Genomic DNA, 22,580 nt, shown 5'->3' with positions numbered 1-22,580 from the left:
GTCTCACCTCAAGCTCGGAAACAGGCCGATGGTGGCGAAGGTGGCAAGCGCGGTGAACAGCATGAAATGCCAGTAGAGCACCACGTTGCGCAGGTCCTGGTCGTAATCGGCGGTCAGCCGTCCGGCAAAACTGCGCGCCAGGCAGTAAAGCTGCATGATCAGCGCCACCAGCGCGTGCACAGAGGTCCAGATCACCAGCATCCAGACAATGGCGGGATAGACATGCGCCGTCGGTTCAAGACCATGCACATGGGGACCCATCAGGCCGGCCAGCGTTCCGGCGAGTGTGAGGCCTGCAGAAAGGCAGAGCAGCAGGCGGGTCGCCAGGCAATGGTCGCGATCATTGGCGAAGCGTGCCGCCATCATCGCGGCCCAGGCCAGCGCAAAGAGCCCTGCGGCCAGCATCGGCCAGAACAGCCCCGGTCCGGCGAGGCCGGCGGTGAAATCCTCGTGGATCGTCCAGTAGAAAAAGTAGCCGAAGGCGAGGCTTGCAAAGGCGGTTCCATCCCCCACCATGGTGATGAACATCGCCCACCAGCCGACGGAGGCCGGCCCGGAGACATAGAGCGGGAATTTCCTGCCCATGCCCGCGTCGCGCATCTCGGCTTCGGGGATCGGCGCGGTTCCGGTCCACAGCCAGTAGAGGATGGCAAAAAGAGTGCCGAAGCCGCAGGCAATCGTCACCCACCACCATTCGAACGTCAGCGCAATGAACACCCCGCCCAGCAGGAAGGCGGCAACCATCGTCACATGCGAGGTCCCGCCGACGCGCAGCACCTGCAGCGGTTCGCCATCAAGCACCGAGGTTACCAGCGTCTCGCGGTGACCCGTCTCCGCGTCCGGAAGGTAGAAACGGCCCTCCTTGATATGCTGCTTGAGTTCGGGCTGGTCCCAGAGCGGATAGCGGCTTTTGATGATCGGGATCGACCGAAGCCCCCAGGTCTCCTCCGGCTCGTTCAGCCATTCCAGCGTGCCGGCATTCCACGGATTTTCCGGCGCATGCGGCTGCGACTTCTTCGGCCGCACCACATCGATGACGACAAGCGCGAAGCCGGCGGCGAAGATGAAGGCGCCGATGGTCGAGATGAGGTTGAGCCAGTCCCACCCCATGTCGGCCGGATAGGTGAAGACACGCCGCGGCATGCCGCGAAGCCCGGTGAAATGCATCGGGAAGAAGCCGACATTGAAGCCGATGAACATCAGCCAGAAGGCGATCTTGCCGATGCGGGCGGACAGCATCTTGCCGGAAAAGAACGGGTAGAAATAATAGATGCCGGCCGTCACCGGAAACAGCATGCCGCCGATCAGCACGTAATGCAGATGGGCGACGATGAAATAGGTGTCATGCGCCTGCCAGTCGAAAGGCACCAGCGCCACCATGACGCCGGTCAACCCGCCGATGATGAAGATGGCCAGCCCGCCCGCCCCGAACAGCATCGGCACGGAAAAGACGACGCGTCCCGCCAGCATGGTGGCGATGAAGACGAAGATCTGCACACCGGTCGGAATGACGACCGCCTCAGAGGCCGCGGAGAAGAAGGCAAGCGAGATCTGCGGCAGGCCTGTCGCGAACATGTGGTGCACCCACAGCCCGAAGCTCAGGAAACCGGTGCCCACCGCCGCCAGCACGATCCAGGAATAACCGACGATCGGCCGCTGCGCGAAGGTCGGCACGATCATCGCCATCAGCGCGATCGCCGGCAGGAAGATGATGTAGACCTCCGGATGGCCGAAGATCCAGAACAGGTGCTGCCAGAGAAGCGGATCACCGCCGCGCGCCGCATCGAAAAACGGCCAGTCGAACATGCGCTGCATCTCGAACAGCAGGTCGCCGGCAATCAGCGGCGGGAAGGCAAACAGGATCATGCCGGCCACCACCAGCAGATACCAGGCAAACAGCGGCATCATGTTGATGCGCATGCCAGGCGCGCGGCACTTCATGATACCGACGATCAGTTCGACGGCGGCCGCGATCGAGGCGACTTCGATGAAGGAGAGGCCGAGCAGCCAGATATCCGCGCCGATCCTGCTCTGCTCCTTGTCGGTGGCAAGCGGCGGATACATGAACCAGCCGCCATTCGGCGCCGCACCGAAGAAGATCGAGCCGCAGACGAAGACACCGCCGATGGCAAAGCTCCAGTAGCCGAAGGCGGAAAGGCGCGGAAACGGCAGTTCCCGCGAGCCGAGCATCGAGGGCAGCACGAAGATCGCCACCGCCTCGAAGATCGGCACGGCAAACAGGAACATCATCACCGTGCCATGCAGGGTGAAGGCCTGGTTGAAGAAATCGGCGGTCAGCAGATCGTTTTCCGGCACGGCGAGCTGCAGGCGCACCAGAAGCGCCAGAAGGCCGGCAAACAGCATGAAGGCAAAGGCCGTGCAGCCGTACCACATGCCGATTTCGCTGTTGTTGACCGACGTCCAGTAACGCCAGCCGGACGGCGTGCGCCAGACCTCGCGCAGCCGCTCCTCCTGCGCGGCGCGCTCTTCCTCGGAAAGGAGAGGTCCAAGCTCGCTCATTGCAATCCTTTCAGATAGTCGGCGATCGCCACCACCTCATCCTGAGGCAGCATGGCAAAGCCCGGCATGCGGATGCCGGGCTTGATCGCATCGGGGTACTGGATGAAACGCCGCAGGTTGTCCCGCGTGTTGGCAAGCGTGCCTGCGGCAATCGTGGGGCGGGTGCCGAAGGCGGTCAGATCGGGTCCGAGCGCACCATCGGCCGGCGTGCCCTCAATCGCATGGCAGGCGGAACAGCCGTGCCGCAGGAAGAGGCGCAGGCCGGGATCAGCATTGCCCGCCACAGCCGTCGCGGCCGGCGCTGCCGCCCGGGACGAACCCAGCCAGGCTTCGAAAGCCTCTGGCTCCATGGCCTCGACGCTGAACGCCATCAGCGCATGAGCCGTGCCGCAGAACTCGGCACAGACGCCGCGATAGCTGCCCGGCCTTGTCGCCTCCAGCTGCAGTTCATTGGTCCTGCCGGGGATTGCATCCATCTTGCCGCCGATCGACGGTATCCAGAAGGAGTGGATCACGTCCTTCGCCTTCAGCAGGAACAGCACGCGTTCGCCCACCGGCAGGCGCACCTCGTTTGCCGTCTCCCGCACCACGGAGCCTCCGGAATCGAGATAGCGCACGCGCCACCAGAACTGCTCCGCCGTCACCTCGATACGGCGCAGGTTCTCGCCCTCGCCGCCGAACCAGGGACGCATGGCCGGCATCAGCCAGACGGCATAGGCAAGCAGCGCACTGAGAACGACGACCGGGAAAATGCCGCCGCCGAACAGGATGAGCAGGCCGGCGGTCCGTTCCTTCACCGGCGCCTTCTTCAGGCGGCCGGCATAGATCACGAGACCGACGACCATAAGCCAGATGATGCCACCACCGGCAACCATCACCCAGAAGAGCCTTGCCACCGCATCCGCCTCCGAGCCGGCGGGATCGAGCGAGGACTGCATGCCGGAACAGCCGGACAGAAGCCCGGCCGGCACGCCCCACAGCGCGGCCCGGCAAGGGGCACGCAGCCTCGATAATGGTGATCGGATTGGCCGGCTTTCGCCGGTCAAGCGGTCAGCGCGCATCCCTGCCCCTGCGGTTGGTCGCGAAATTATCCGCCGGCGTCACGACGGCATGCGGGGTGCAACTGCCTTGCCATCCGTTTGTTCCAACCCCGCGTTGAATTTTTCACGCAGGCGAAAGCGGCGTGAAGGACAGGCGGCGGAACCTTGTCCGGCATGGCGCGGTTAGAGAGACATGTCCTGGTCGAAGCCGGGACAGCGCCTCTCGTCGTCGATCGGGAGAAACGGACAGGAGGAGTTTGATGCTGAGGATTCTGGAGACCATCCGCGGCATGTTCGGCCGGCCAAGGCCGCGTGCCGCCCAACCCGGATCCGGGGAGGCAGAGATGCATGTCGTGCTGCCAGAGAATGTCGGACTGCCGCTTCCCCGGACACCGCAGGAGGAAATGGCCGTGCCCGCCTCCATCAACGGGCGCGACCTCTCGAGCGGTCGCCTGTGAGCGACCGGCCTGCCGGCAACGGCACACCTGAGAGAAGAAAGGAAACACCGCATGACAGAGATCACATCCGCACACATTCTGATTCTCGCCACCGATGGCTACGAACGCTCGGAACTGCGCGTGCCCCTCGAAGAACTGCGCAAACGCGGCGCGACGGTCAAGATCGCTTCCCTCAAGCCCGGCGAGATCAAGAGCTGGGACGAGAAGGACTGGGGCGACAGCGTGCCCGTCGACCTGACCGTCGGCGAGGCCAGGCTCGATGACTATCATGCGCTTGTCATTCCGGGCGGCCAGATCAACCCGGACATCCTGCGCACCAGCGATGAAGCCGTGCGTCTCGTGCGCGCCTTCATCGACAGCGGCAAGCCGGTCGCCGCCATCTGCCATGGCCCCTGGCTTCTGGTGGAGGCGGATGCGCTGCGCGGCCGCAAGGCGACCTCCTACCATTCCATCCGCACCGACGTGAGGAATGCCGGCGCGACCTGGGAGGACAAGGAGGTGGTGGTGGACCAGGGCATCATCACCTCGCGCTCGCCGAAGGACCTGCAGGTCTTCGTCAACAAGATCGTCGAGGAAGTGCAGGAAGGAAAGCATGCCCGCCGCGCGGCCTGAGGCGCCGCCGGATCCGGACGGATCCGGAAAGCACAAGCGAGGTCGCCCGCCGGGCGGCCTCTTTTCGTCTCAGCCGCCAGCCTCAGCCGCCTGCATCAGGAAGGAGAGCAATCTTCGCTCCTCGGCCCGCAGGCCGGCAAGATCGGCTTCGGCGCGCAAGGGCGCGGCGAGCGCCGCATCGAGTGGCGCCGGATCTTCCGGCAGCGAAAGGATGGCCGGGTGGATGTAACTGTTGCGGCACACAGCCGGCGTGTTCTGCAATTCCTCGGAGGCGGCGGCGGTCAGAAGCTTCATCCGGATCTTCTCGTCATCGAGGCGCGCCTGCCGCGCCGCGCAGAAGGCGGCAAGACTGCCGCCCCAGGTGCGGAAGGTCTTGGCGGAAACGGCAAGGCCGGCCGCCTCGGCCAGGTAGGCGTTGAGCCGGCCGGAATCGACCGTATGCGGCGTTCCGTCCTCGTCCGGCCAGGAAAACAGCTGGCGGCCGGGCAGGTCGGCGATCTCCTCGAAGATCCGTTGCAGACGCGGGTGACGGATGGTGTGGCTGACGCGCTTGCCGCCCTTCGCCGTAAAGCGCAGCTGTACGCAATCCTCGCCGAGCCGCATGTGCCGCTTCAGCAGAGTCGTGGCGCCATAGGTCTTGTTCTCCCTGGCATAGGCGCGGTTTCCCACCCGCAGATGCGTGGCATCCAGCAGCGCCACAAGCGCCGCGATGACCGCCTCCGGCCGGTCGAGCCCGGCGCCCAGATCACGCTGCACACGCCGCCGGATGCGCGGCAGCGCCCCGCCGAAACGGATCATCTGATCGTATTTCAGCTCGCTGCGGAAGGCCTGCCAGTCGGCATGGTAGCGATACTGCTTGCGCCCGCGCGCATCATAGCCCGTCGCCTGCAGATGGCCGCGCGGATCAAGGCAGATCCAGACATTCTCATAGGCCGGCGGCAGGCCGAGCGACAGGATACGCGCCTTCTGCGCCCCCTCGCCCAGCAGCGTGCCGTCCGGCATGCGATAGCAGAAGCCCCGCCCCTTGCGCTGGCGGCGGATTCCGGGCTGCGTGTCGCTGACATAGGTGAGGCCGACTTCAGCGAGAGAAAGCGGATCCGGATCGGAAGTGCGCGTGATGTCCATGGCGGCCAAACGCCGGTGCCGGGGCTTCGTTCCCGCCGCAGCCGCTGCGCCGCCTCTGCGGGCGGAGAGGCCGGGAAGCCCCTCGGAACCTCGCGGCGCAGCGGAACCCGCGCACCCGAACCGGCTCAGCGCTGGTGGCCCTCCTTGCCGGTCTCGGTAGCCTGCCGTTCGAACAGGCGGCGCGGCCCGGTCAGCTGCCAGCGGAAGCCCTCGGAGGCATATTCCACCTCCACCTGGGCGCTGAAGGAGGCGGCGGCATGACGGCGGATGATGGTGGTGCCGAAACCGGTGGCGACCGGCTGCGACACCGGCGGCCCGCCGCGTTCCTCCCAGCGGATCGTCAGCAGCGCTTCCTCCTCCCCCTCGCTGCCGGCAACCGCCGACCAGCCAAGATCCACGCGGCCTTCCGGCACCGACAGGGCGCCGTATTTCACCGAATTGGTGGCGAGTTCATGCAGCACGAGGCCGAGATTCTGCACCGCCTCGGCGCGCAGCACGAAATCCGGCCCGCGCACATCGACACGGTTGCGCGTCTCGACAAAGGTTTCCAGATGCATCGCCACGACACGCGCGATCGGCACGCCGGCCCATTGCTCCTGCGCCAGCATCTCGATCGACTTGCCGAGCCCCTGCAGCCGCTCGCCGATGGCCTGCTGGAAGGCCTCCATGCTGGTTCCGCGCCGCGCCAGCTGGCGCATCATCGCCTGCACGAGGGTCATGATGTTCTTGGTGCGGTGCACCAGCTCATGCATGATCAGATGCACGCGATCCTCGGCCTCGCTGCGGTCGAAGGAGGCATTCGACAGGGCAACGGCGACCTGATTGGCTTCCGTGATGCGCGTTTCCACCGGCGAGACGATCTCGCCACGCCCGATGCGTTCCGCCATGGCGGCGATCTCTTGAATCGGGCCGCGCAGCTGGCGCGCCACCAGATAGGCGACCGCCAGCCCGACGAGAAGAATGGCAAGACTGCCGACGATGAGATAGCGCGAGGTGGTGAGAATGGTGGCCTGCGCCGTGGCGATCGGGCCCCAGACAACCACCTTCCACGACCATTCGGGAAGCTGCGCATAGCCGTACATCTGGCGCGGTTCCCTGCCCACATCCTCGATGGTGCCGCTCATGCCCGTCATCAGCGCGAGCGTTTCCGGCGCAAACGGCGCCCGTTCGCCGGCCCATGCCGCCGTGGAGGTGACGACATGGCCGGTCTGGTCGAGCACGGCCACCGACCAGCCCTTCGGCAGGCTGTCGGTGTTGATCAACCGCTGCAGGTCCTCGGCATTCTGGGTGAGGACGAGGGCCGCGCCGGCACTTGCCAGCTCCGCCGGAAGCGGCATGAGCACGTTGAACACCCAGCGCTGGCTGGTGACCCCGAAGAAGATGTTGGATACCTCGATCCTGCGGCTCGCCAGCACCGATTGCAGGCCATCCATGTTGGCCATCGGCAGCAGGGGCTGGCCGTAGGAGACGCGCGTGTTGAGCTTCTGGCGACCATCCCTGTCCACCAGCAGCACGTAGCGGTTGCTTGCACGAAGGCTGGTCTGGGTGCGGGCATGGAAGGCGGCGAGATCGCCGGTTTCAAGCTCCGGCGAGGTGGCGATCAGGCGCAGCGTCGTTGCCGCATCGCGCAGTTCCCGCTCAATGGTGCGGGCAATCGTGCTGGCATCTTCCTGGGTATCGGCATTGAGAGTGTCGCGCTGCTGGGCTTCGAGGCGCAGCATCAGGAAAATCACGAAGGCGATCAGGGGTACGGCAATGACGGCTGCAAGCGCGACCAGGTAGACACTGATGGACGCCGTCGGAAAGAATCGCGCGCTTCGTTTCATCTCAGGCAGCCCGTGCGGGTCTAAACACCGAACGGTCGCCCATGGCGGCTGTCCACATTGCCTGTCACCCTCTTTACCCGTGCAACCTAGCCATCCCTTCTATCCGAGTTCTCGAATGGAACCAAGCCGTGATCGGATTTCTGGTCGGGAGCGGACCTTCGGGCCCGCTTCACTCCGTGCTTTCCGAGGAATCCCAGCGGGGCGCACCGGCTGCCGGGCGCTTGGGCTCGGCCTGGCCGGGCGGCACGTTGTGGGCGGTGCTGTCTTCCGAATGGGTGATGACGGTGGGCTTGGCCGCGGCGACACCGCTTGCCTTGCGATCGGCCTGGCTCTTGCCGAACTGCCCCTTCGCATCCTGTTCCGGCTGCATCCCGTGCCCGCTTTTCGGCATGTCCTTGCGCATGATCTTCTCCCCTTGCCGGTGCTTCACCACAGCCCGATGGCAGCAGCGTGCATACAACCAGCGGGAGCATGAAAGGTTCCAGCGCGATGGAAAGACAGCAGGTGGCCATCGCAGACGAAAAAGCCGCCGCAGTATACCCCGCAGCGGCTTCAGCATGTCAGGCAGGGATCGGTCAGGCCGTTCAGAGACGCTGCGTCGACTGCGGGTCAAAGACCACCGCCTTGTCCAGGTTCATGACGAACTGGAAAGGCTGGCCGACCGAAAGCGTCACGTCGGCACGGGTGCGGGCGGTAAAGGTCTTGCCCTTCACCTGTGCCGTGACGAAGGTGTCGGAGCCGGTCGGCTCGACCATCGTCACATGTGCATCGATCACCGTGGTGCGCCGGGCGGCCGGATCGGCAAGGCTCGCATCGGTGATCGTTTCGGGGCGCAGGCCGAGAATGACCGCCTGTCCATCCCGCAGGGCGCCCTGCGCCACCGTGGACGGCACCGGCACGGCAATCTCCGCTCCCTCGAACAGCACGATGCGCTGGCCCTCGCCCGTGCCCTGCACCTTGCCATGCAGCATGTTCATGGCCGGAGAGCCCATGAAATCGGCGACGAAGATGTTGGCCGGCAGGTTGTAGATCTCGGCCGGCGTGCCGACCTGCTGCACATTGCCTTCCTTCAGCACCACGATCTTGGTGGCGAGCGTCATCGCCTCGATCTGGTCATGGGTGACGTAGACGATGGTGGCATGGGTGTTCTGGTGCAGCGCCTTGATCTCGGCACGCACCTCGACGCGCAGCTTGGCATCGAGGTTCGACAGCGGTTCATCGAACAGGAAGACGCGCGGCTGGCGCACCAGCGCCCGGCCCATGGCCACGCGCTGGCGCTGGCCGCCCGACAGCTGGCTCGGCCGGCGCTTCAGCAGGTGTTCGATCTGCAGCGTGCGGGCGGCAACCTTGATCGCCTCCTCTCGCTCGTTCTTCGGCACGCCGCGCATTTCCAGCGCAAAGCCGATGTTTTCCTCCACCGTCATGTTCGGATAGAGCGCATAGGACTGGAACACCATCGCGATGTCGCGCTTCGACGGATGCAGGTTGGTCACCACCTGATTGTCGATGACGATGTCGCCGGAGGTGGGCGGCAGAAGGCCGGCGATGGAGTTCAGCAGCGTGGACTTGCCGCAGCCGGACGGGCCGACGAGGACGAGGAAGCCGCCCTTTTCCAGCTCTATATCGATGCCTTTCAGAACCTCGACCGGACCGATCTTCTTGCGCAGGTTCTTGATCTGAAGAAAGCTCATGGCACTTATCCCTTGACTGCGCCGGCCATCAGGCCGCGCACGAAGTAGCGTCCGGCGACGATGTAGACGAAGAGCGTCGGCAGCGCCGCAAAGACGGCCGCGGCCATGTCGACATTGTATTCCTTGACGCCGGTGGAGGAGGAGACGAGGTTGTTGAGCGCCACCGTCATCGGCGAGGACGCCCCCGACGAGAAGGACACGCCGAACAGGAAGTCGTTCCAGATATTGGTGAACTGGTAGATGATCGTGACCACGATGATCGGGCCCGATGTCGGCAGGAGGATGCGCCAGAAGATGCGGAAGAAGCCCGCGCCGTCCATCATCGCCGCCTTGATCAGCTCGTCCGGGAAGGCTTCGTAATAGTTGCGGAAGAACAGCGTCGTGAAGCCGAGACCGTAGATGACATGCACGAAGACGAGGCCGGTCGTGGTGTTGGCAAGCCCCATCAGCCCCAGCATGCGGGCCATCGGGATCAGCACCGCCTGGAAGGGAATGAAGCAGGCAAACAGCATCATGCCGAACACGATCTTGTGGCCGGGAAAGCGCCACTTGGTGAGCACGTAGCCGTTCAGTGCGCCGAGCAGCGTCGAGATCAGTACGGCCGGAACCACCATCTTGATGGAATTCCAGAAATAGCCCTTGATGCCGCCGCAGGTGACGCCGATGCAGGCCTCGCCCCAGGCCTTCACCCAGGCATCCACAGAGGGAGCGGTGGGAAGAGCCAGCATGTTGCCGCCGCGGATCTCGTCGAGCGATTTCAGCGAGGTCGTCAGCATCACGTAGAGCGGCAGCAGATAGACGGCCGCGAGGATCAGCAGCAGGCCGTAGATGACGAAGCGGGCGGTTTTTGCAGAGCCCGCGCTGACGGTTTCGGTCGCGCCGCTCATCAGTTCTTCTCCCTGAGTTCGGAATAGAGATAGGGAACGATGATCGCCGTGATCCCCATCAGCATCATCACCGCGCTGGCCGAGCCGACAGCCATCTGGTTGCGGGTGAAGGTGTAGGAATACATGAAGGTAGACGGCAGCTCGGTGGCATTGCCGGGACCGCCGCCCGTCAGCGCGATGACAAGGTCGTAGGACTTGATCGCCATGTGGGCCAGCACGATGAAGGCGGACAGGAAGACCGGGCGCAGCATGGGAATGATGATGCGGCGATAGATGGCCGACATCGGCGCTCCATCGATCTGCGCCGCCTTGATTATCTCGCCGTCAATGCCGCGCAGGCCGGCCAGGAACATGGCCATGACGAAGCCGGAGGCCTGCCAGACGCCGGCGATCACCACGGTGTAGATCGCCATGTCCGGATTGACCAGCCAGTCGAAGCGGAAGTTTTCCCATCCCCAGCTGCGCATGGTGTGTTCCAGTCCGAGGCCCGGATTGAGGAACCACTTCCAGGCCGTGCCGGTGACGACGAAGGACAGCGCCATCGGATAGAGGAAGATCGGCCGCAGCACGCCTTCGCCGCGGATGCGCTGGTCCATCAGGATCGCGAGCGCCAGACCGATGACGATGCAGATGCCGATATAGAGGCTGCCGAAGATGGTGAGGTTTTTCATCGCCATGTACCAGTTCGGCTGCGACCACAGCCGCTGATAGGCATCGAAGCCGACCAGCTTGTAGACCGGCAGGATGCGCGAATTGGTGAAGGACAGGTAGACCGTCCAGAGAATGAACCCGTAGACGAAGACGAGAATGATGGCGAAGGACGGCGCCAGAACGAGCTTCGGCAGGGTATCGCGGACACGATCCGCGAAGGCCGGACGGGCACTCACTGCCGTCACCGCCGGTATCGGTTCGATATTTGTCATCATGACCTCCGGCCACGGGCCAGATCGATTTCGGGAATGGAGTGTCGAGCAATCTCAACTTCAAAAAGTGGCCGGGAGGGTATCCCGGCCACGGGTGCGGACGTCAGGCGTCCGGCATGCGATCACTTGGCGGCAGCAACGGCTTCCGGCAGGCGCTTCAGCGCTTCGTCGGTCGAGATCTGACCGTTGAGGTGCTGGGTCACGACGTCGAAGATGGCTTCCTTGATGGCCGAAGGCTGGGCATAGCCATGGGCCAGCGAGCCCATCAGCGTGCCCTTGGCAGCGGCTTCCGCCACGTCCTGGATGCCCTTCTTGCCGCAATCGTCGAACTGGTCGCCGGGCACGTCGGTACGGGCCGGAACGGAGCCCTTCACCGTGTTGAAGGCGATCTGGAAGGACGGATCCTCGACGGCCGCGGCCATCTTCAGCTGCGCATCGCGCTTGTCGCCACCGACGTCGAACATCACGAACTGGTCGGCATTGAAGAGCACGTTGCCCTGGGTGCCGGGGAAGCGGATGCAGACGAAGTCGGTGCCCGGCTTCTTGTTAGCGCGCAGGAATTCGCCCTTGGCCCAGTCGCCCATTTCCTGGGCGCCGGCCTTGCCTTCGATGACGAGGGCAGACGTCAGGTTCCAGTCACGGCCGGAGAAGTTCGGGTCGAAATAGGTCTTCAGCTTCGACATGTCGTCGAAGACCTTGCGCATGGTATCGCCGCTCAGCGCCGCGGTATCCAGGTCGAGGATCGCTTTCTTGTAGAAATCGGCGCCACCGACGGAGAGCACGACGGCTTCCCACAGCGTTCCGTCCTGCCAGGGCTGGCCGCCATGAGCGAGCGGAATGATGCCCTGGGACTTGAAGTTGTCGAGCATGGCGACGAGTTCGTCGAAATTGGTCGGGGCCTTGCCGCCGGCCTTGTCGAGAGCCGCCTTGTTGATCCACAGCCAGTTGGTGGAGTGGATGTTCACCGGTGCGGCAATCCAGTTGCCGTCATACTTGGCAAAATTCTGCAGCGCCGCCGGGATCACCTTGTCCCAGCCCTGCTTCTGGGCAACGTCGTTGAGATTGCCGACAACGCCCATTTCCGCCCAGTCGCGGATGTCGAAGCCGAGCATCTGCACCGCGGTCGGCGGATCGCCGGAGGTGACGCGGGCGCGCAGCGCAGTCATCGCCTGAACGCCGGAACCGCCGGCAACCGGCATGTCCTTCCAGGAGACGCCTTCCTTCTGCAGGTTCTGCTTCAGCACGTTGAGTGCCGCAGCTTCCCCGCCGGCCGTCCACCAGTGCAGGACTTCGACGCTTTCCTCGGCCTTGGCAGCACCGGCTGCAAGGGCGATGATCGCAGCACCGGCTGCGAGTGTCTTGATAGAGCGAATGTTCATTGAGAAACTCCCTAAAGATCCGGGCTCCTCTCCGGATGTTGAATTTATAACGATACAAACCGAGTCTGTGTCAACCCGGCCATGGAATATTTTTCATTTCGTACACCATGAGGTAGAGCACTGAAATAATTATGGAAAATCTGGCAGAGGGGATACCGCCGAACCCGAAAATATGTTTTGTATCGTTTTATGACGTAAGGTTGGGAGCCCTTGCGGGGAGGCAGTGATCGATGACGCGTGAGGAGAGCGGGCGTGCCGGCGGGGCGCCCGACAATGACAGAATGATGGAACCGCCCGGCAAGGGCAAACCGACACTGAGGACAATCGCCGGACTGACCGGCCTTGCGGTGACGACCGTGTCGCGCGCGCTTGCGGGCGACGTGCAGATCGCGCTGGAAACCCGCATGCGGGTGTCGCAGGTGGCGCGCGAGATCGGATACATGCCGGACCGCGCCGCACAGCGCCTGCGCACCGGCCGCACCAACGTGATCAGCCTCATCCTCGATCCGCACGAGGAAATCCTCGGGTATGCGACCTCGATGATCAACGGCGTGACGGAAGCTCTGCGAGACACGCCCTATCATCTGGTCATCACCCCGCACTTCTCCGACCGGCCGCAGATCGAGCCCGTCGCCCACATCCTGCGCAACCGTACCGCCGACGGGGTGATCTTCACCCGCACGGAGCCGCTGGACGCGCGGGTGAAGATGCTGCTGGAAAGCGATTTTCCCTTCATCTGCCACGGGCGCACGGAGCTTGCGACACCGCACCCCTACGTCGATTACGACAACTATGCCTTCGCCTATCAGGCGGCGCGCCGGCTGACCGCGAGCGGCTGCCGCAAGCTTGCGATCATTCTGCCGCCGACCGCCTTCACCTTTGCCCACCACATGCGGCACGGCTTCATGACGGCGATCCGCGAGGAGGGTCTCGCCTACGAGATTCCGCAGGAGGTGACGCTGGACAGCAAGTCGGACGCGATCCGCGACTGCTTCTTCGCGCTGTTTGCCCACCCGGACCGGCCGGACGGCGTGGTCTGCGGTGGCGAGGTGATCGCGATGGCCGTGATGGCGGCCGCCTACGACCACGGCCTGAAGCTGGGGCAGGACGTGCATATCGTCACCAAGCAGACATCGGGCCTGTTCGATCAGGTGCGCCCGCGCATTCCCACCATTTACGAGGATCTGGCCGAAGCCGGCCGCCTGATGGGCGAGCTGCTACTGAAGCGCATCGCCGAAAAAAAGCCGGTCACGGAACTGCAGTACCTGCAGACCGTCACCGGCTTCTGAGACGCCCCCCAACGTCTCGGGACGAGGGTCAATCCTCGTCCTGGAACACTTCCTCGCGCTTGGCGCGAATGCTGGGCAGCAGGACCACGACGAGCACGACGAGAGCGATGGCAAGCAGCGTGGCGCTGATCGGCCGGATGAGGAAGGTGGACGGGTCGCCGCGCGACAGGATCATGGCGCGGCGCAGGTTTTCTTCCAGCAGCGGGCCAAGCACGAAGCCGAGCAGAAGCGGCGCCGGCTCGCAGCGCAGCTTGACCAGCACGTAGCCGATGAAGCCGAAGAAGGCGACGGCATAGAGGTCATAGACATTGGAATTGACGCTGTAGACCCCGATCGAGCAGAAGGCCATGATGATCGGGAACAGCACGTAATAGGGGATGGTCAGCAGCTTCACCCACAGCCCGATCAGCGGCAGGTTGAGAACCACCAGCATCAGGTTGCCGATCCACATCGAGGCGATGATGCCCCAGAACAGGGCCGGCTGCTCGGTCGCGACATTCGGACCCGGCACGATGCCCTGGATGATCATCGCGCCGATCATCAGCGCCATCACCGGATTGGCCGGAATGCCGAGCGTGAGAAGCGGGATGAACGAGGTCTGCGCACCGGCATTGTTGGCCGATTCGGGACCGGCAACACCGGCAATCGCACCGTGGCCGAATTCCTCAGGGGTCTTCGAGACACGTTTTTCGACCGTATAGGAGGCAAAGGCGGCCAGGATTGCTCCGCCCCCCGGCAGGATGCCGAGCGCCGAGCCGATCACCGTGCCACGCAGCACCGGAGCAACCATGCGGCGAAAATCATCGCGCGTCGGCAGCAGGCCCGTGATCTTCTTCACGAGGACCGTGCGGTTCTTTTCGCCCTCCAGATTGCGCAGGATTTCCGCAATGCCGAAGACGCCTACCGCCACCGCGACGAAATTCAGCCCGTCGGCATATTCGCGGATGCCGAGCGTGAAACGCGGCGTGCCGGAATAGATGTCGGTGCCGACAAGACCGAGCAGCAGCCCCAGCACCACCATGGCGAGCGCCTTGATGATCGAGCCGGAGGCCAGCGCGATCGACGAGACGAGACCGACCACCATCAGCGAGAAATATTCGGCCGCGCCGAATTCCAGTGCGATCTTGGTGAGCGGCGGCGCGAAGATGGCGACCAGGAAGGTCGAGACCGTGCCGGCGAAGAAGGAGCCGAGCGCGGCGATGGCAAGAGCCGCTCCCGCCCTGCCCTTGCGGGCCATCTGGTAGCCATCGATCGCCGTGACGGCCGACGAGCTTTCACCCGGCATGTTGATGAGGATCGCCGTGGTCGAGCCGCCATACTGCGCACCGTAATAGATGCCGGCCAGCATGATGAGCGACGAGACCGGCTCCAGCTGGAAGGTGATCGGCAGCAGCATGGCGATGGTGGCCGTGGCGCCGATGCCGGGCAGCACGCCGATCAGGGTGCCGAGCAGCACGCCGATCAGGCAGAAGAACAGGTTGGCAAGCGAAGTTGCGGTGGAGAAGCCGAGTGCGAGATTGCTGAAAAGATCCATGACCGGCCTCCTAGTAACCGAGCCAGGGGCCGAAGCTGCGGAAGGGCAGCCCGAGCCCGTAGCTGAACACCACGACCGAAAAGACCGTCAGCGCCACCGAAAGTACCGCCGCCATCAGGGGCGTCATGCGGCTGGAGGCGAAGGAGGCGATGAAGGCCGTTGCAAACAGCGCGGGCACGAATCCGAGTCCGCGCACCGTGATGCCGAAGAAGATGGCCGATGGCAGGATGAACAGCAGGCCACGCCAGGCAATCGGCCCGACGCCCTCATGCACGGTCCGCAGGGCCTGCACGACGATGATCAGCCCGAGCAGGACAAGCGCTCCGGCCAGCACCAGCGGGAAATAACCCGGTCCCATTCGAAAGGCGGTGCCGATCGGTAGATCGAGAGCCTGCAGTGCAAAGAAAACACCGAAAAGAATGAAAAGCGCGCCACACAGCGCATTGGTCTTGTCGAAACCGACGGATTTCATGGGTCCCCTCGAATAAGTCAGAGGCGCGGCCCCTCGCCGCGTTCACCGGCGCGCCACAAGGCGGCACCCCGGTCCTGCCGCATCGCGGTTCTTCCCGCAGGTGCGGGGCCGGTGCGGTGAAGGCCTGCATCACGGGGATGCAGGCCCTGCGGCAACACTCAGTCCGCGTACTGGCCGGCGGCCTGGATCACCGGCTTCCAGCGGGCGATCTCGCTTTCCAGCTTGGCCTTCAGCGCGGCCGGTGTCGCATCGGTATCCGACGAGGGCGCGGTGCCGAGTTCGGCGAAGCGGGCGGCGACATTCGGATCCTTCAGCGCCACCTGCAGCGCCTTGGAGAGACGCTCCGTCGCGGCCGCCGGCGTGCCCTTCGGCGCATAGATGCCGTGCCAGATACCGACCTCGAAGCCCGGCAGCCCGGCCTCGACAGCCGTAGGCACGTCCTTCAGCACGTCGAGGCGCTTCGGCGAGGTGACGGCATAGGCCTTGATCGTGCCGCCCTGGATCTGCTTGGTGGTGTTGGTGGTCTGGTCGCACATGATGTCGACCTGACCGCCGAGCAGATCGGTCATGGCCGGGCCGGTTCCCTTGTAGGGAACGGTGACGAGCGGCGTCTGGATGGCGCTCATGAACAGCATGCCGCACAGATGCGAGGCGGCACCGATGCCGGCATTGGCGACGGTGACGGTATCCTTGTTGGCCTTGGCATAGTCGATCAGGCTCTTGAGGTCCTTCGCGTCCATGTCCTTGCGGGCGACGATCGTCATCGGCACGTCGGTGACGAGGCCGACATATTCGAAGGCGTTCAGCGTGTCATAGGCAAGCTTGCGATAGAGCGTGGCACTGGTGGCCATGCCGATGTGATGCAGCAGAAGCGTGTAGCCGTCTGCCTCGGAACTGGCAACGCGCCCGGCGCCCAGCGTACCGCCGGCACCGCCGACATTCTCGATGATGATCTGCTGGCCGAGATCCTTCGACATGGATTCGGCCACGAGCCGCGCCACCGTGTCCGTCGGACCACCGGCGGAGAAGGGAACCACCATGGTGATCGAGCGCTCCGGATAGCCGGCAGCCGCAGACAGGCCGGACGAGAGGGCAACGGCGGCAAATGCGGTCGCGCAGGCAAGGGCCTTGAAGAATTTCATCGACATCCTCCTCAGATGAAACCAAGCCAATCGCCGCGGCTCCTCCCGGGCGATCTGGTGCGTCCATCTGTCTTGGCCGGCAGGCTTTCGGCAATTGCCACGGAAACCCCAAAACGTCCGGCAGGCGGCTTTTGCAGCGCAAAATGGGTGGAAACCGAAACATTGCGCCCGTGGCACGGGTGGAAATCCACCCATCGCCATCACTGCCGCACGTCTCTTGACTGCCCGAACCTCACTCCTCCAGCTCGCGCAGGCTCTCGGGTGAGAGGAATTTCCTGTCGAGACCGTATTTCTGCATCTTTTCGTAGAGTGTCTTGCGGCTGATTCCCAGCTGCTCGTAGACCGGCTTCAGCGCCCCGCCATGGGCGGCAATGGCACTGGCGATGATGTTGCGCTCGAAGGCAGCGACCCGGTCGGCCAGCCGCCCGCTTTCCGGCTTCACCAGGGCGCCGCCATCGCCGGGGCGCATGTCGAGCCCGAGAACCAGACGATCGGCGGCATTGCGCAGCTCGCGCACATTGCCCGGCCAGTCCTTCTGCGCGACGGAAGCCACCACCTCCTGCGGCACCTCCATATCGTCACGGCCATAGCGCGCGCAGGCCTCGCGCACCAGCTGCAGGAAGAGCAGCGGAATATCCGCCCGGCGCTGTGCAAGCGCCGGCACGCGCAGCGTTGCGACATTCAGCCGGTACAGCAGGTCGGCACGGAAGCGACCGGCCTGAACCTCCGCCTCCAGATCGACCTTGCTGGTGGCGATGAAACGGACATCGAGCCCCACCGTCTCGTTGGAGCCGAGCCGCGTGATAACCCGCTCCTGCAGCACGCGCAGAAACTTCGCCTGCAGGTCGAAGGGCAGCGAGCCGATCTCGTCAAGCAGGATTGTGCCGCCGCGGCCGTGCTCGAACTTGCCGTAACGCGGGCGCAACGCGCCGGGAAAGGCGCCGGCCTCATGACCGAACAGCTCGCTTTCGATCAGGTTTTCCGGCAGCGCGGCGCAGTTGATCGCGATGAAGGGCCGGTTGGCGCGCGGGCTGACATCGTGCAGCGCACGCGCCACCACCTCCTTGCCGACGCCGGTATCGCCGATCACCAGCGTATCGGCATCCGCCGCGCCGATTGCCCGGATCTGGTAACGCAGATCGACCATCACCTGCGTGCGGCCGGGAAGGCGCGTTTCCAGATCGTCCCGCTTGCCGGCGACCGCCCTCAGGCGCCGGTTTTCCAGCACCAGACCGCGCCGGTCGAGCGCACGGCGGATGACGCCAGCCAGATGCGGGGTGGTGAAGGGTTTCTCGATGAAATCATAGGCGCCCTCGCGCATGGCCTTTACCGCCAGCTGCACATCGCCATGGCCTGTCACCAGGATCACCGGGATTTCCGCATCCAGTTCGCGGATGCGCTGCATCAGCGTCATGCCGTCGATGCCGGGCATGCGGATGTCGCTGACGACGACACCGTCGAAGGCATAGCCGATGAGTTCCAGCACGTGATCGGCACTGGCCAGCGTCTGCACCGACAGGCCCGACAGTTCGAGTGCCTGCGCCGTGGAGCGGCGAAGCTCCTCCTCGTCATCCACCAACAAGACCCGCTGCATGCCTACTCCGCCGCCTGCCCCACCTCGGCCGCCACCTCGTCCAGTTCGATCCGGAAGAGCGCGCCGCCATCCGGATGATCGCCGACGCTGAGGCTGCCGCCGAAATCCTTGACGATATTATAGGAGATGGACAGGCCAAGCCCCAGCCCCTTGCCGACGCCCTTGGTGGTGAAGAAGGGATCGAAGATGCGCTCGCGGATGGCGGCGGGCACGCCCGGCCCGCGATCGCGGATCTGCAGCACCACCCGGCCCGCCAACCGGCCGATGGTCAGGTCGATGCGGCGATCGCCCAGCCCCTCCACCGCATCGGCGGCATTGGTAAGGATATTGACCAGCACCTGCTGCAGGCGCACCGAGCCCGCCTTGACCACCGCAGGCGGTTGGGCCAGCGTGACGCAGAGTTCGGCATCGGCCGCCTTCAGCCGCGCCGCGACGATTTCCAGCGTGTCGCGGATCACTTCGTCCAGCGCGACCGGACCGAGCTTCTCGTTCGGCTTGCGGGCGAAATTGCGCAGATGCCGCGAGATGGCGGCCATACGGTCGATCAGCGCCGAGATGCGGCGGATATTGTCGCTCGCCTCCTCCAGCCGGCCGCGCTCCATCAGCACGGCGGCACTGTCGGCATAGGTCTTGGCAGCGGCAAGCGGCTGGTTGAACTCGTGCGACAGCGCCGCCGACATCTGCCCGAGCCCGGCCAGCTTGCCGGCCTGGATGAGATCCGCCTGGGTCTGGCGCAACTGCTGCTCCGTCAGTCGCCGTTCGGCAATCTCCTCCTCGATGCGATGGTTGACGCGGGCAAGGTCGGCGGTGCGTTCCTCGACGCGCCGTTCCAGCTCCACCTGCGCCTCGGCCTGCAGGTGGAGCCGTTCGGCCAGCCGGGCCCGGCGCTGCATCAGGATCGCCAGCCCAAGACCGGCAAGACACAGCAGGAGCAGGCCGACCACCACCACGCTCTGCGCCTGGGCGCGGGCGGAGGCGGTATCGGTCAGCACATTCACCGTCCATCCCGCCTGCGGCATCGGCTGCGAGGTCACCAGATATTCACGCGCGCCCGCCCCTTCCGAGACCGTCATCAGGCGGTGGCCGGCATCCATCCGCTCGGTGATCGGCAGTTCGCGCAGCCTCGCATCCGAATAGCGGCGCGAAGCCTCCGTGCGTGCCAGCCTTTCGGGCGTCAGCGGCTGGATGGCGCTGTAGAGCCATTCCGGCGTGCCGGTCATGAAGATGATGCCTTCGGGATCGGACACGAAGATGCGGGAATCGCCACCGACCCAGGAGGCCTCGATCGTATCGATATCCACCTTGAAGACGATCACGCCGAGAATGCGGCCGGCGATCTCGATGGGCGAGGAGAAATAATAGCCGCGCCGCGCCGACGTGGTGCCGAGCGCGTAGAAGCGGGCCTGCGCGCCGGCCGCTGCCTGCTGGAAATAGGGACGGTAGCTGAAGTTCTGGCCGATAAAGCTGGTCGGCAGGTCGTAATTGCTGGCGGCGATCGTCTCGCCGTCCATCGTCATCATGTAGATGTCGGAGGACTTCAGCAGCGCGTTGATGCCGCTGAGATAAAGGTTGGTGGCATGGCGCAGCACCGGATCTTCGGGAGACTGGATCAGCGCCTCGATGGCCGGCTGGTCGGCGATCAGCGCCGGCAGCGGCTCGAAGCGGCGCAGGTGGCCGTCAAGCGCGGCGACGGCAAGCCGAAGGGTGGTGCCGCCCTGCACCTCCGCCTCCCTCAGATAGCGGCGCTCGATGATGGTGCCACCATGGAAGACAAACAGGATGCCGATGACGACGAGAGCCCCCAGCGCTGTCAGAAACTGCTTTTTCACCCGCAACGCCCCTCCCCCGAGGCTGTGGCCAGTTGACCCGATCTTGCAGCGCAACTCAAGAGCCCCCGTGGGCTGCCCTGCAAGCCTCGCAGTGGCCGATTAACCGAACCTTCATGCGCAGGACCTAATGCTGCCAGGGCGTGTTCGGCACGGCCTGCGTCGCGGGCAAGACCTGCCGGCGGCAGAGGTCAGGAGCTTTGACATGTACAGACCCGGTGAGCCGGCGAGATCGGGCATGGCGCGCCCCGCCCAGGCGGCTGCCACGCGCACGGTCGGTTCGCTGCTCGACCACGCGCTGGCGGAGACCGCCACAGAGCGCGGCGCGCCGATGACACGGCATCCCGCCGCCTCGCCCGCCACGGCAACGAGAGCGCCGGGCGCAACGGACGGGCTGGAGGCGCGGCTGGACAGCATTCGCGGCAATCTTGCCTCGATCGGCGCCGCGGACCTCATGCGCATGGTGCATGGCGGCTGGCGGCTGATCGCCGCCTTAACCCTCGCCGGACTGGTTGCGGCCCTTCTCTACGCGCTGACGGCAACGCCCCGCTTCACCGCCTCGACCGAAATCGTCATCAACCCCTCGAACCTCAACCTCGTGGCAGACGACGTGTTTGCAGCAAGCCCGCAGCGCGACACGCAGCAGATGGAGGTGGAAAGCAAGCTGCGCCTGCTGACCTCCGGCAGCGTGCTGCTGCAGGTGATCCGCGATCTCGACCTGACGCGGGACGACGAATTCTTCCGCCCCGGCCTGCTTGCCGGGCTTATCTCCGAGCCCGCCGGTCCGCAGGACCGCGAGCTTGCCGTCCTGCGGGCGCTGGAACGCCGGGTGACGGCAACGCGGGACGCCACCTCCTTCGTCGTGACGGTATCCGTCTGGTCGACCGAGCCGGAAAAATCGGTGCGGCTGGCCGCAGCGGTGGTGAAGGCCTTCGAGAACCAGCTCTTCGAGAGCGCATCGGACAGCGCCGGCCGGCTGGCTGCGACCATCAACAGCCGGCTCGACGAACTGCGCCGCTCCGTCAGCGAGGCGGAAGAGCGCGTTGAAACCTTCAAGCGGGAAAACGGGTTGCAGCAGGCGCAGGGAGAACTGACCTCCACCCGCAAGGCCAGCACGCTCGATACGCAGGTGCTCGACGCGCAGCAGCGGCTGATCCAGGCGGAAGCCCGCGCCGCACAGATGCGCGCCGCGCTGTCGGCCGGTCGAATGGCAAGCGATGCCGTGTTCGATTCCGCCACGATGACGGCGCTGCGCGCCAGTTACACGGCCCTGGATCAGCAGGTCAGCGCGTTGTCGCTCACCTATGGCGCCCGCCATCCCCGACTGGTCAGCCTGCAATCCGAACGATCGACCGTGGAAAAGGCGATGACCGAGGAAGCGCAACGCATCCTCGCCGGCGCCAGCGCAGATGTGGAAGAGGCACGCGCCAGCCTCGCCGCTCTGAAGGGCAAGGCCAGCGACGAGCGCGCCACGGTGTTTACCGACAATGATGCACAGGTCGCGCTGCGGGAACTGGAACGCGACGCCCGCGCCAAGGCCTCGGTCTACGAGACCTATCTGGCACGCACCCATCAGATCGCCGAGCGCCAGCAGATCGACACCAGCAATGTGCAGGTCATTTCGGCGCCGGTTCCGCCGCACGGCCGGAGCTGGCCGCCCGGTGTCGCGATCCTCGCCCCTGCCGGCGCCTTGGCCGGCGCCCTGCTGGGACTGGGGCTGGCAATGGCCGCCGGGCTGTGGCGCCACGCCCTGCGCCCTGCCGATCGCGCCAGCGCCCCGGGGGTTTTTCGCAGCCCGTTCTGAACCGAAAGGCCGCACGCCTTGCCGGTCGCGGATCAAACGGCCGCGCCGGTGGTTCTATCCCTGTCACCCGATGACATCGCAACAGTGACAAGGAGGACAGCATGGCCAACGCCAGTTCGAAACACATCGGTTCCGGCGCGCAGGGCAAGCAAAGCGGCACCGGCGCCATGACCGACATCGACAAGGACAAGCTGCCGGACAACATGGTTCTGTCCAACCGCGACAAGTCGCAGCATTCCCGCGAGCGCGGGCTGGACAGCAAGATGGTGCAGAACGAACAGTATCACGACCAGGAGGCAAACCACCTGGAGGAGTGAGCCCATCCCGCAAACCGCGCCGGCGCCTCCTGATCTTGTGAGGGGCCGGCCGGTTGCAATGTCGGTCAAAGCGGTTAGACTTTGGTGATCGCCGGCTATGGGACAAGGGCGCCGGCGGCTGGAAGACGACGCGCTTTCGCC

19 protein-coding genes are annotated in these 22,580 nt (G+C 64.9%); 5 read left to right on the top strand and 14 right to left on the bottom strand.

Annotated elements, in window-relative coordinates; all coding sequences use genetic code 11:
- Positions 1 to 3: 3 nt before the first annotated feature.
- Positions 4 to 2,520: a cytochrome c oxidase subunit I gene (gene ctaD / locus KLP42_RS04275; RefSeq protein ID WP_215564960.1), complete on the bottom strand. Its 2,517-nt coding sequence runs from the start codon at positions 2,518 to 2,520 to the stop codon at positions 4 to 6.
- Positions 2,517 to 3,581 (bottom strand): cytochrome c oxidase subunit II, encoded by a 1,065-nt coding sequence (coxB, locus tag KLP42_RS04270; protein ID WP_215564959.1) that lies wholly within the window; start codon positions 3,579 to 3,581, stop codon positions 2,517 to 2,519. The genes ctaD and coxB overlap by 4 nt, the downstream gene beginning before the upstream one ends.
- A 239-nt stretch (positions 3,582 to 3,820) precedes the next feature.
- On the opposite strand from coxB, the gene KLP42_RS04265 reads away from it, so the two are divergent.
- Positions 3,821 to 4,018, top strand: coding sequence for a hypothetical protein (locus tag KLP42_RS04265; RefSeq protein ID WP_215564958.1), 198 nt, complete (start codon positions 3,821 to 3,823; stop codon positions 4,016 to 4,018).
- A 51-nt stretch (positions 4,019 to 4,069) separates the two neighbouring features.
- Positions 4,070 to 4,630, top strand: coding sequence for a type 1 glutamine amidotransferase domain-containing protein (locus KLP42_RS04260; RefSeq protein ID WP_215564957.1), 561 nt, complete (start codon positions 4,070 to 4,072; stop codon positions 4,628 to 4,630).
- Between the two features lie 69 nt (positions 4,631 to 4,699).
- Here KLP42_RS04260 and KLP42_RS04255 read toward each other — a convergent pair whose 3' ends face one another.
- The 7 genes from KLP42_RS04255 to KLP42_RS04225 all read right to left on the bottom strand — a co-directional run bounded on the left by KLP42_RS04255 (position 4,700) and on the right by KLP42_RS04225 (position 12,461).
- A complete protein-coding gene (locus KLP42_RS04255) occupies positions 4,700 to 5,755 on the bottom strand; it encodes a DNA topoisomerase IB (RefSeq protein WP_215564956.1) in 1,056 nt (351 codons plus the stop codon).
- Between the two features lie 125 nt (positions 5,756 to 5,880).
- The gene (locus KLP42_RS04250) at positions 5,881 to 7,581 is read right to left on the bottom strand and encodes an HWE histidine kinase domain-containing protein (RefSeq protein ID WP_215564955.1); all 1,701 of its coding nucleotides are present in this window, start codon (positions 7,579 to 7,581) and stop codon (positions 5,881 to 5,883) included.
- 169 nt (positions 7,582 to 7,750) lie between these two features.
- Positions 7,751 to 7,984 (bottom strand): hypothetical protein, encoded by a 234-nt coding sequence (locus KLP42_RS04245; RefSeq protein ID WP_252192758.1) that lies wholly within the window; start codon positions 7,982 to 7,984, stop codon positions 7,751 to 7,753.
- A gap of 181 nt (positions 7,985 to 8,165) precedes the next feature.
- A complete protein-coding gene (locus KLP42_RS04240) occupies positions 8,166 to 9,272 on the bottom strand; it encodes an ABC transporter ATP-binding protein (protein WP_215564954.1) in 1,107 nt (368 codons plus the stop codon).
- A gap of 5 nt (positions 9,273 to 9,277) precedes the next feature.
- On the bottom strand, positions 9,278 to 10,159 hold the full coding sequence (locus tag KLP42_RS04235; protein ID WP_215564953.1) for a carbohydrate ABC transporter permease: 882 nt from the start codon (positions 10,157 to 10,159) through the stop codon (positions 9,278 to 9,280).
- Positions 10,159 to 11,082 carry a carbohydrate ABC transporter permease gene (locus tag KLP42_RS04230; protein WP_215564952.1) on the bottom strand — a complete coding sequence of 308 codons (924 nt, stop codon included), beginning with the start codon at positions 11,080 to 11,082 and terminating at the stop codon, positions 10,159 to 10,161. The genes KLP42_RS04235 and KLP42_RS04230 overlap by 1 nt, the downstream gene beginning before the upstream one ends.
- 122 nt (positions 11,083 to 11,204) lie before the next feature.
- Complete coding sequence (locus KLP42_RS04225) at positions 11,205 to 12,461, bottom strand: ABC transporter substrate-binding protein (RefSeq protein ID WP_215564951.1); 1,257 nt, start codon at positions 12,459 to 12,461, stop codon at positions 11,205 to 11,207.
- Positions 12,462 to 12,691: 230 nt separating this feature from the next.
- On the opposite strand from KLP42_RS04225, the gene KLP42_RS04220 reads away from it, so the two are divergent.
- Positions 12,692 to 13,750, top strand: coding sequence for a LacI family transcriptional regulator (locus KLP42_RS04220; protein WP_353844808.1), 1,059 nt, complete (start codon positions 12,692 to 12,694; stop codon positions 13,748 to 13,750).
- Between the two features lie 28 nt (positions 13,751 to 13,778).
- Here the strand turns inward: KLP42_RS04220 and KLP42_RS04215 are convergent, their stop codons facing one another.
- From KLP42_RS04215 to KLP42_RS04195, 5 genes are all read right to left on the bottom strand, one after another.
- Positions 13,779 to 15,284 (bottom strand): tripartite tricarboxylate transporter permease, encoded by a 1,506-nt coding sequence (locus KLP42_RS04215; RefSeq protein ID WP_215564950.1) that lies wholly within the window; start codon positions 15,282 to 15,284, stop codon positions 13,779 to 13,781.
- 10 nt (positions 15,285 to 15,294) lie between these two features.
- Positions 15,295 to 15,756: a tripartite tricarboxylate transporter TctB family protein gene (locus KLP42_RS04210; protein ID WP_215564949.1), complete on the bottom strand. Its 462-nt coding sequence runs from the start codon at positions 15,754 to 15,756 to the stop codon at positions 15,295 to 15,297.
- Positions 15,757 to 15,914: 158 nt separating this feature from the next.
- Complete coding sequence (locus KLP42_RS04205) at positions 15,915 to 16,898, bottom strand: tripartite tricarboxylate transporter substrate-binding protein (protein WP_215564948.1); 984 nt, start codon at positions 16,896 to 16,898, stop codon at positions 15,915 to 15,917.
- A gap of 232 nt (positions 16,899 to 17,130) precedes the next feature.
- Positions 17,131 to 18,492, bottom strand: coding sequence for a sigma-54-dependent transcriptional regulator (locus KLP42_RS04200; RefSeq protein WP_215564947.1), 1,362 nt, complete (start codon positions 18,490 to 18,492; stop codon positions 17,131 to 17,133).
- A 2-nt stretch (positions 18,493 to 18,494) separates the two neighbouring features.
- Entirely contained in the window at positions 18,495 to 20,321 is a 1,827-nt protein-coding gene (locus tag KLP42_RS04195) for a sensor histidine kinase (protein WP_353844806.1), read from the bottom strand.
- Between the two features lie 202 nt (positions 20,322 to 20,523).
- On the opposite strand from KLP42_RS04195, the gene KLP42_RS04190 reads away from it, so the two are divergent.
- Together KLP42_RS04190 and KLP42_RS04185 are read left to right on the top strand one after the other, a co-directional pair.
- Positions 20,524 to 22,122 carry a GumC family protein gene (locus KLP42_RS04190; RefSeq protein WP_215564946.1) on the top strand — a complete coding sequence of 533 codons (1,599 nt, stop codon included), beginning with the start codon at positions 20,524 to 20,526 and terminating at the stop codon, positions 22,120 to 22,122.
- 101 nt (positions 22,123 to 22,223) lie between these two features.
- The gene (locus tag KLP42_RS04185) at positions 22,224 to 22,439 is read left to right on the top strand and encodes a hypothetical protein (protein WP_215564945.1); all 216 of its coding nucleotides are present in this window, start codon (positions 22,224 to 22,226) and stop codon (positions 22,437 to 22,439) included.
- Positions 22,440 to 22,580 lie beyond the last annotated feature (141 nt).

It is taken from the genome of Rhizobium sp. CSW-27 (assembly GCF_018760785.1).
GTDB lineage: Bacteria > Pseudomonadota > Alphaproteobacteria > Rhizobiales > Rhizobiaceae > Neorhizobium.
Note: the sequence above shows the minus strand (reverse complement) of the source record. Positions and strands in the feature narration are given on the sequence as shown.

Excerpts from the sequence above, each read along its gene's own strand:
- KLP42_RS04265 (WP_215564958.1), top strand. The coding sequence starts at position 3,821 with ATGCTGAGGATTCTGGAGACCATCCGCGGCATGTTCGGCCGGCCAAGG.
- KLP42_RS04215 (WP_215564950.1), bottom strand. The coding sequence starts at position 15,284 with ATGGATCTTTTCAGCAATCTCGCACTCGGCTTCTCCACCGCAACTTCG.
- KLP42_RS04250 (WP_215564955.1), bottom strand. The coding sequence starts at position 7,581 with ATGAAACGAAGCGCGCGATTCTTTCCGACGGCGTCCATCAGTGTCTAC.
- KLP42_RS04235 (WP_215564953.1), bottom strand. The coding sequence starts at position 10,159 with ATGAGCGGCGCGACCGAAACCGTCAGCGCGGGCTCTGCAAAAACCGCC.
- KLP42_RS04260 (WP_215564957.1), top strand. The coding sequence starts at position 4,070 with ATGACAGAGATCACATCCGCACACATTCTGATTCTCGCCACCGATGGC.
- KLP42_RS04255 (WP_215564956.1), bottom strand. The coding sequence starts at position 5,755 with ATGGACATCACGCGCACTTCCGATCCGGATCCGCTTTCTCTCGCTGAA.
- KLP42_RS04185 (WP_215564945.1), top strand. The coding sequence starts at position 22,224 with ATGGCCAACGCCAGTTCGAAACACATCGGTTCCGGCGCGCAGGGCAAG.
- KLP42_RS04190 (WP_215564946.1), top strand. The coding sequence starts at position 20,524 with ATGTACAGACCCGGTGAGCCGGCGAGATCGGGCATGGCGCGCCCCGCC.
- coxB (WP_215564959.1), bottom strand. The coding sequence starts at position 3,581 with ATGCGCGCTGACCGCTTGACCGGCGAAAGCCGGCCAATCCGATCACCA.
- KLP42_RS04200 (WP_215564947.1), bottom strand. The coding sequence starts at position 18,492 with ATGCAGCGGGTCTTGTTGGTGGATGACGAGGAGGAGCTTCGCCGCTCC.
- KLP42_RS04220 (WP_353844808.1), top strand. The coding sequence starts at position 12,692 with ATGACGCGTGAGGAGAGCGGGCGTGCCGGCGGGGCGCCCGACAATGAC.
- ctaD (WP_215564960.1), bottom strand. The coding sequence starts at position 2,520 with ATGAGCGAGCTTGGACCTCTCCTTTCCGAGGAAGAGCGCGCCGCGCAG.
- KLP42_RS04225 (WP_215564951.1), bottom strand. The coding sequence starts at position 12,461 with ATGAACATTCGCTCTATCAAGACACTCGCAGCCGGTGCTGCGATCATC.
- KLP42_RS04210 (WP_215564949.1), bottom strand. The coding sequence starts at position 15,756 with ATGAAATCCGTCGGTTTCGACAAGACCAATGCGCTGTGTGGCGCGCTT.
- KLP42_RS04245 (WP_252192758.1), bottom strand. The coding sequence starts at position 7,984 with ATGCGCAAGGACATGCCGAAAAGCGGGCACGGGATGCAGCCGGAACAG.
- KLP42_RS04230 (WP_215564952.1), bottom strand. The coding sequence starts at position 11,082 with ATGACAAATATCGAACCGATACCGGCGGTGACGGCAGTGAGTGCCCGT.
- KLP42_RS04240 (WP_215564954.1), bottom strand. The coding sequence starts at position 9,272 with ATGAGCTTTCTTCAGATCAAGAACCTGCGCAAGAAGATCGGTCCGGTC.
- KLP42_RS04205 (WP_215564948.1), bottom strand. The coding sequence starts at position 16,898 with ATGAAATTCTTCAAGGCCCTTGCCTGCGCGACCGCATTTGCCGCCGTT.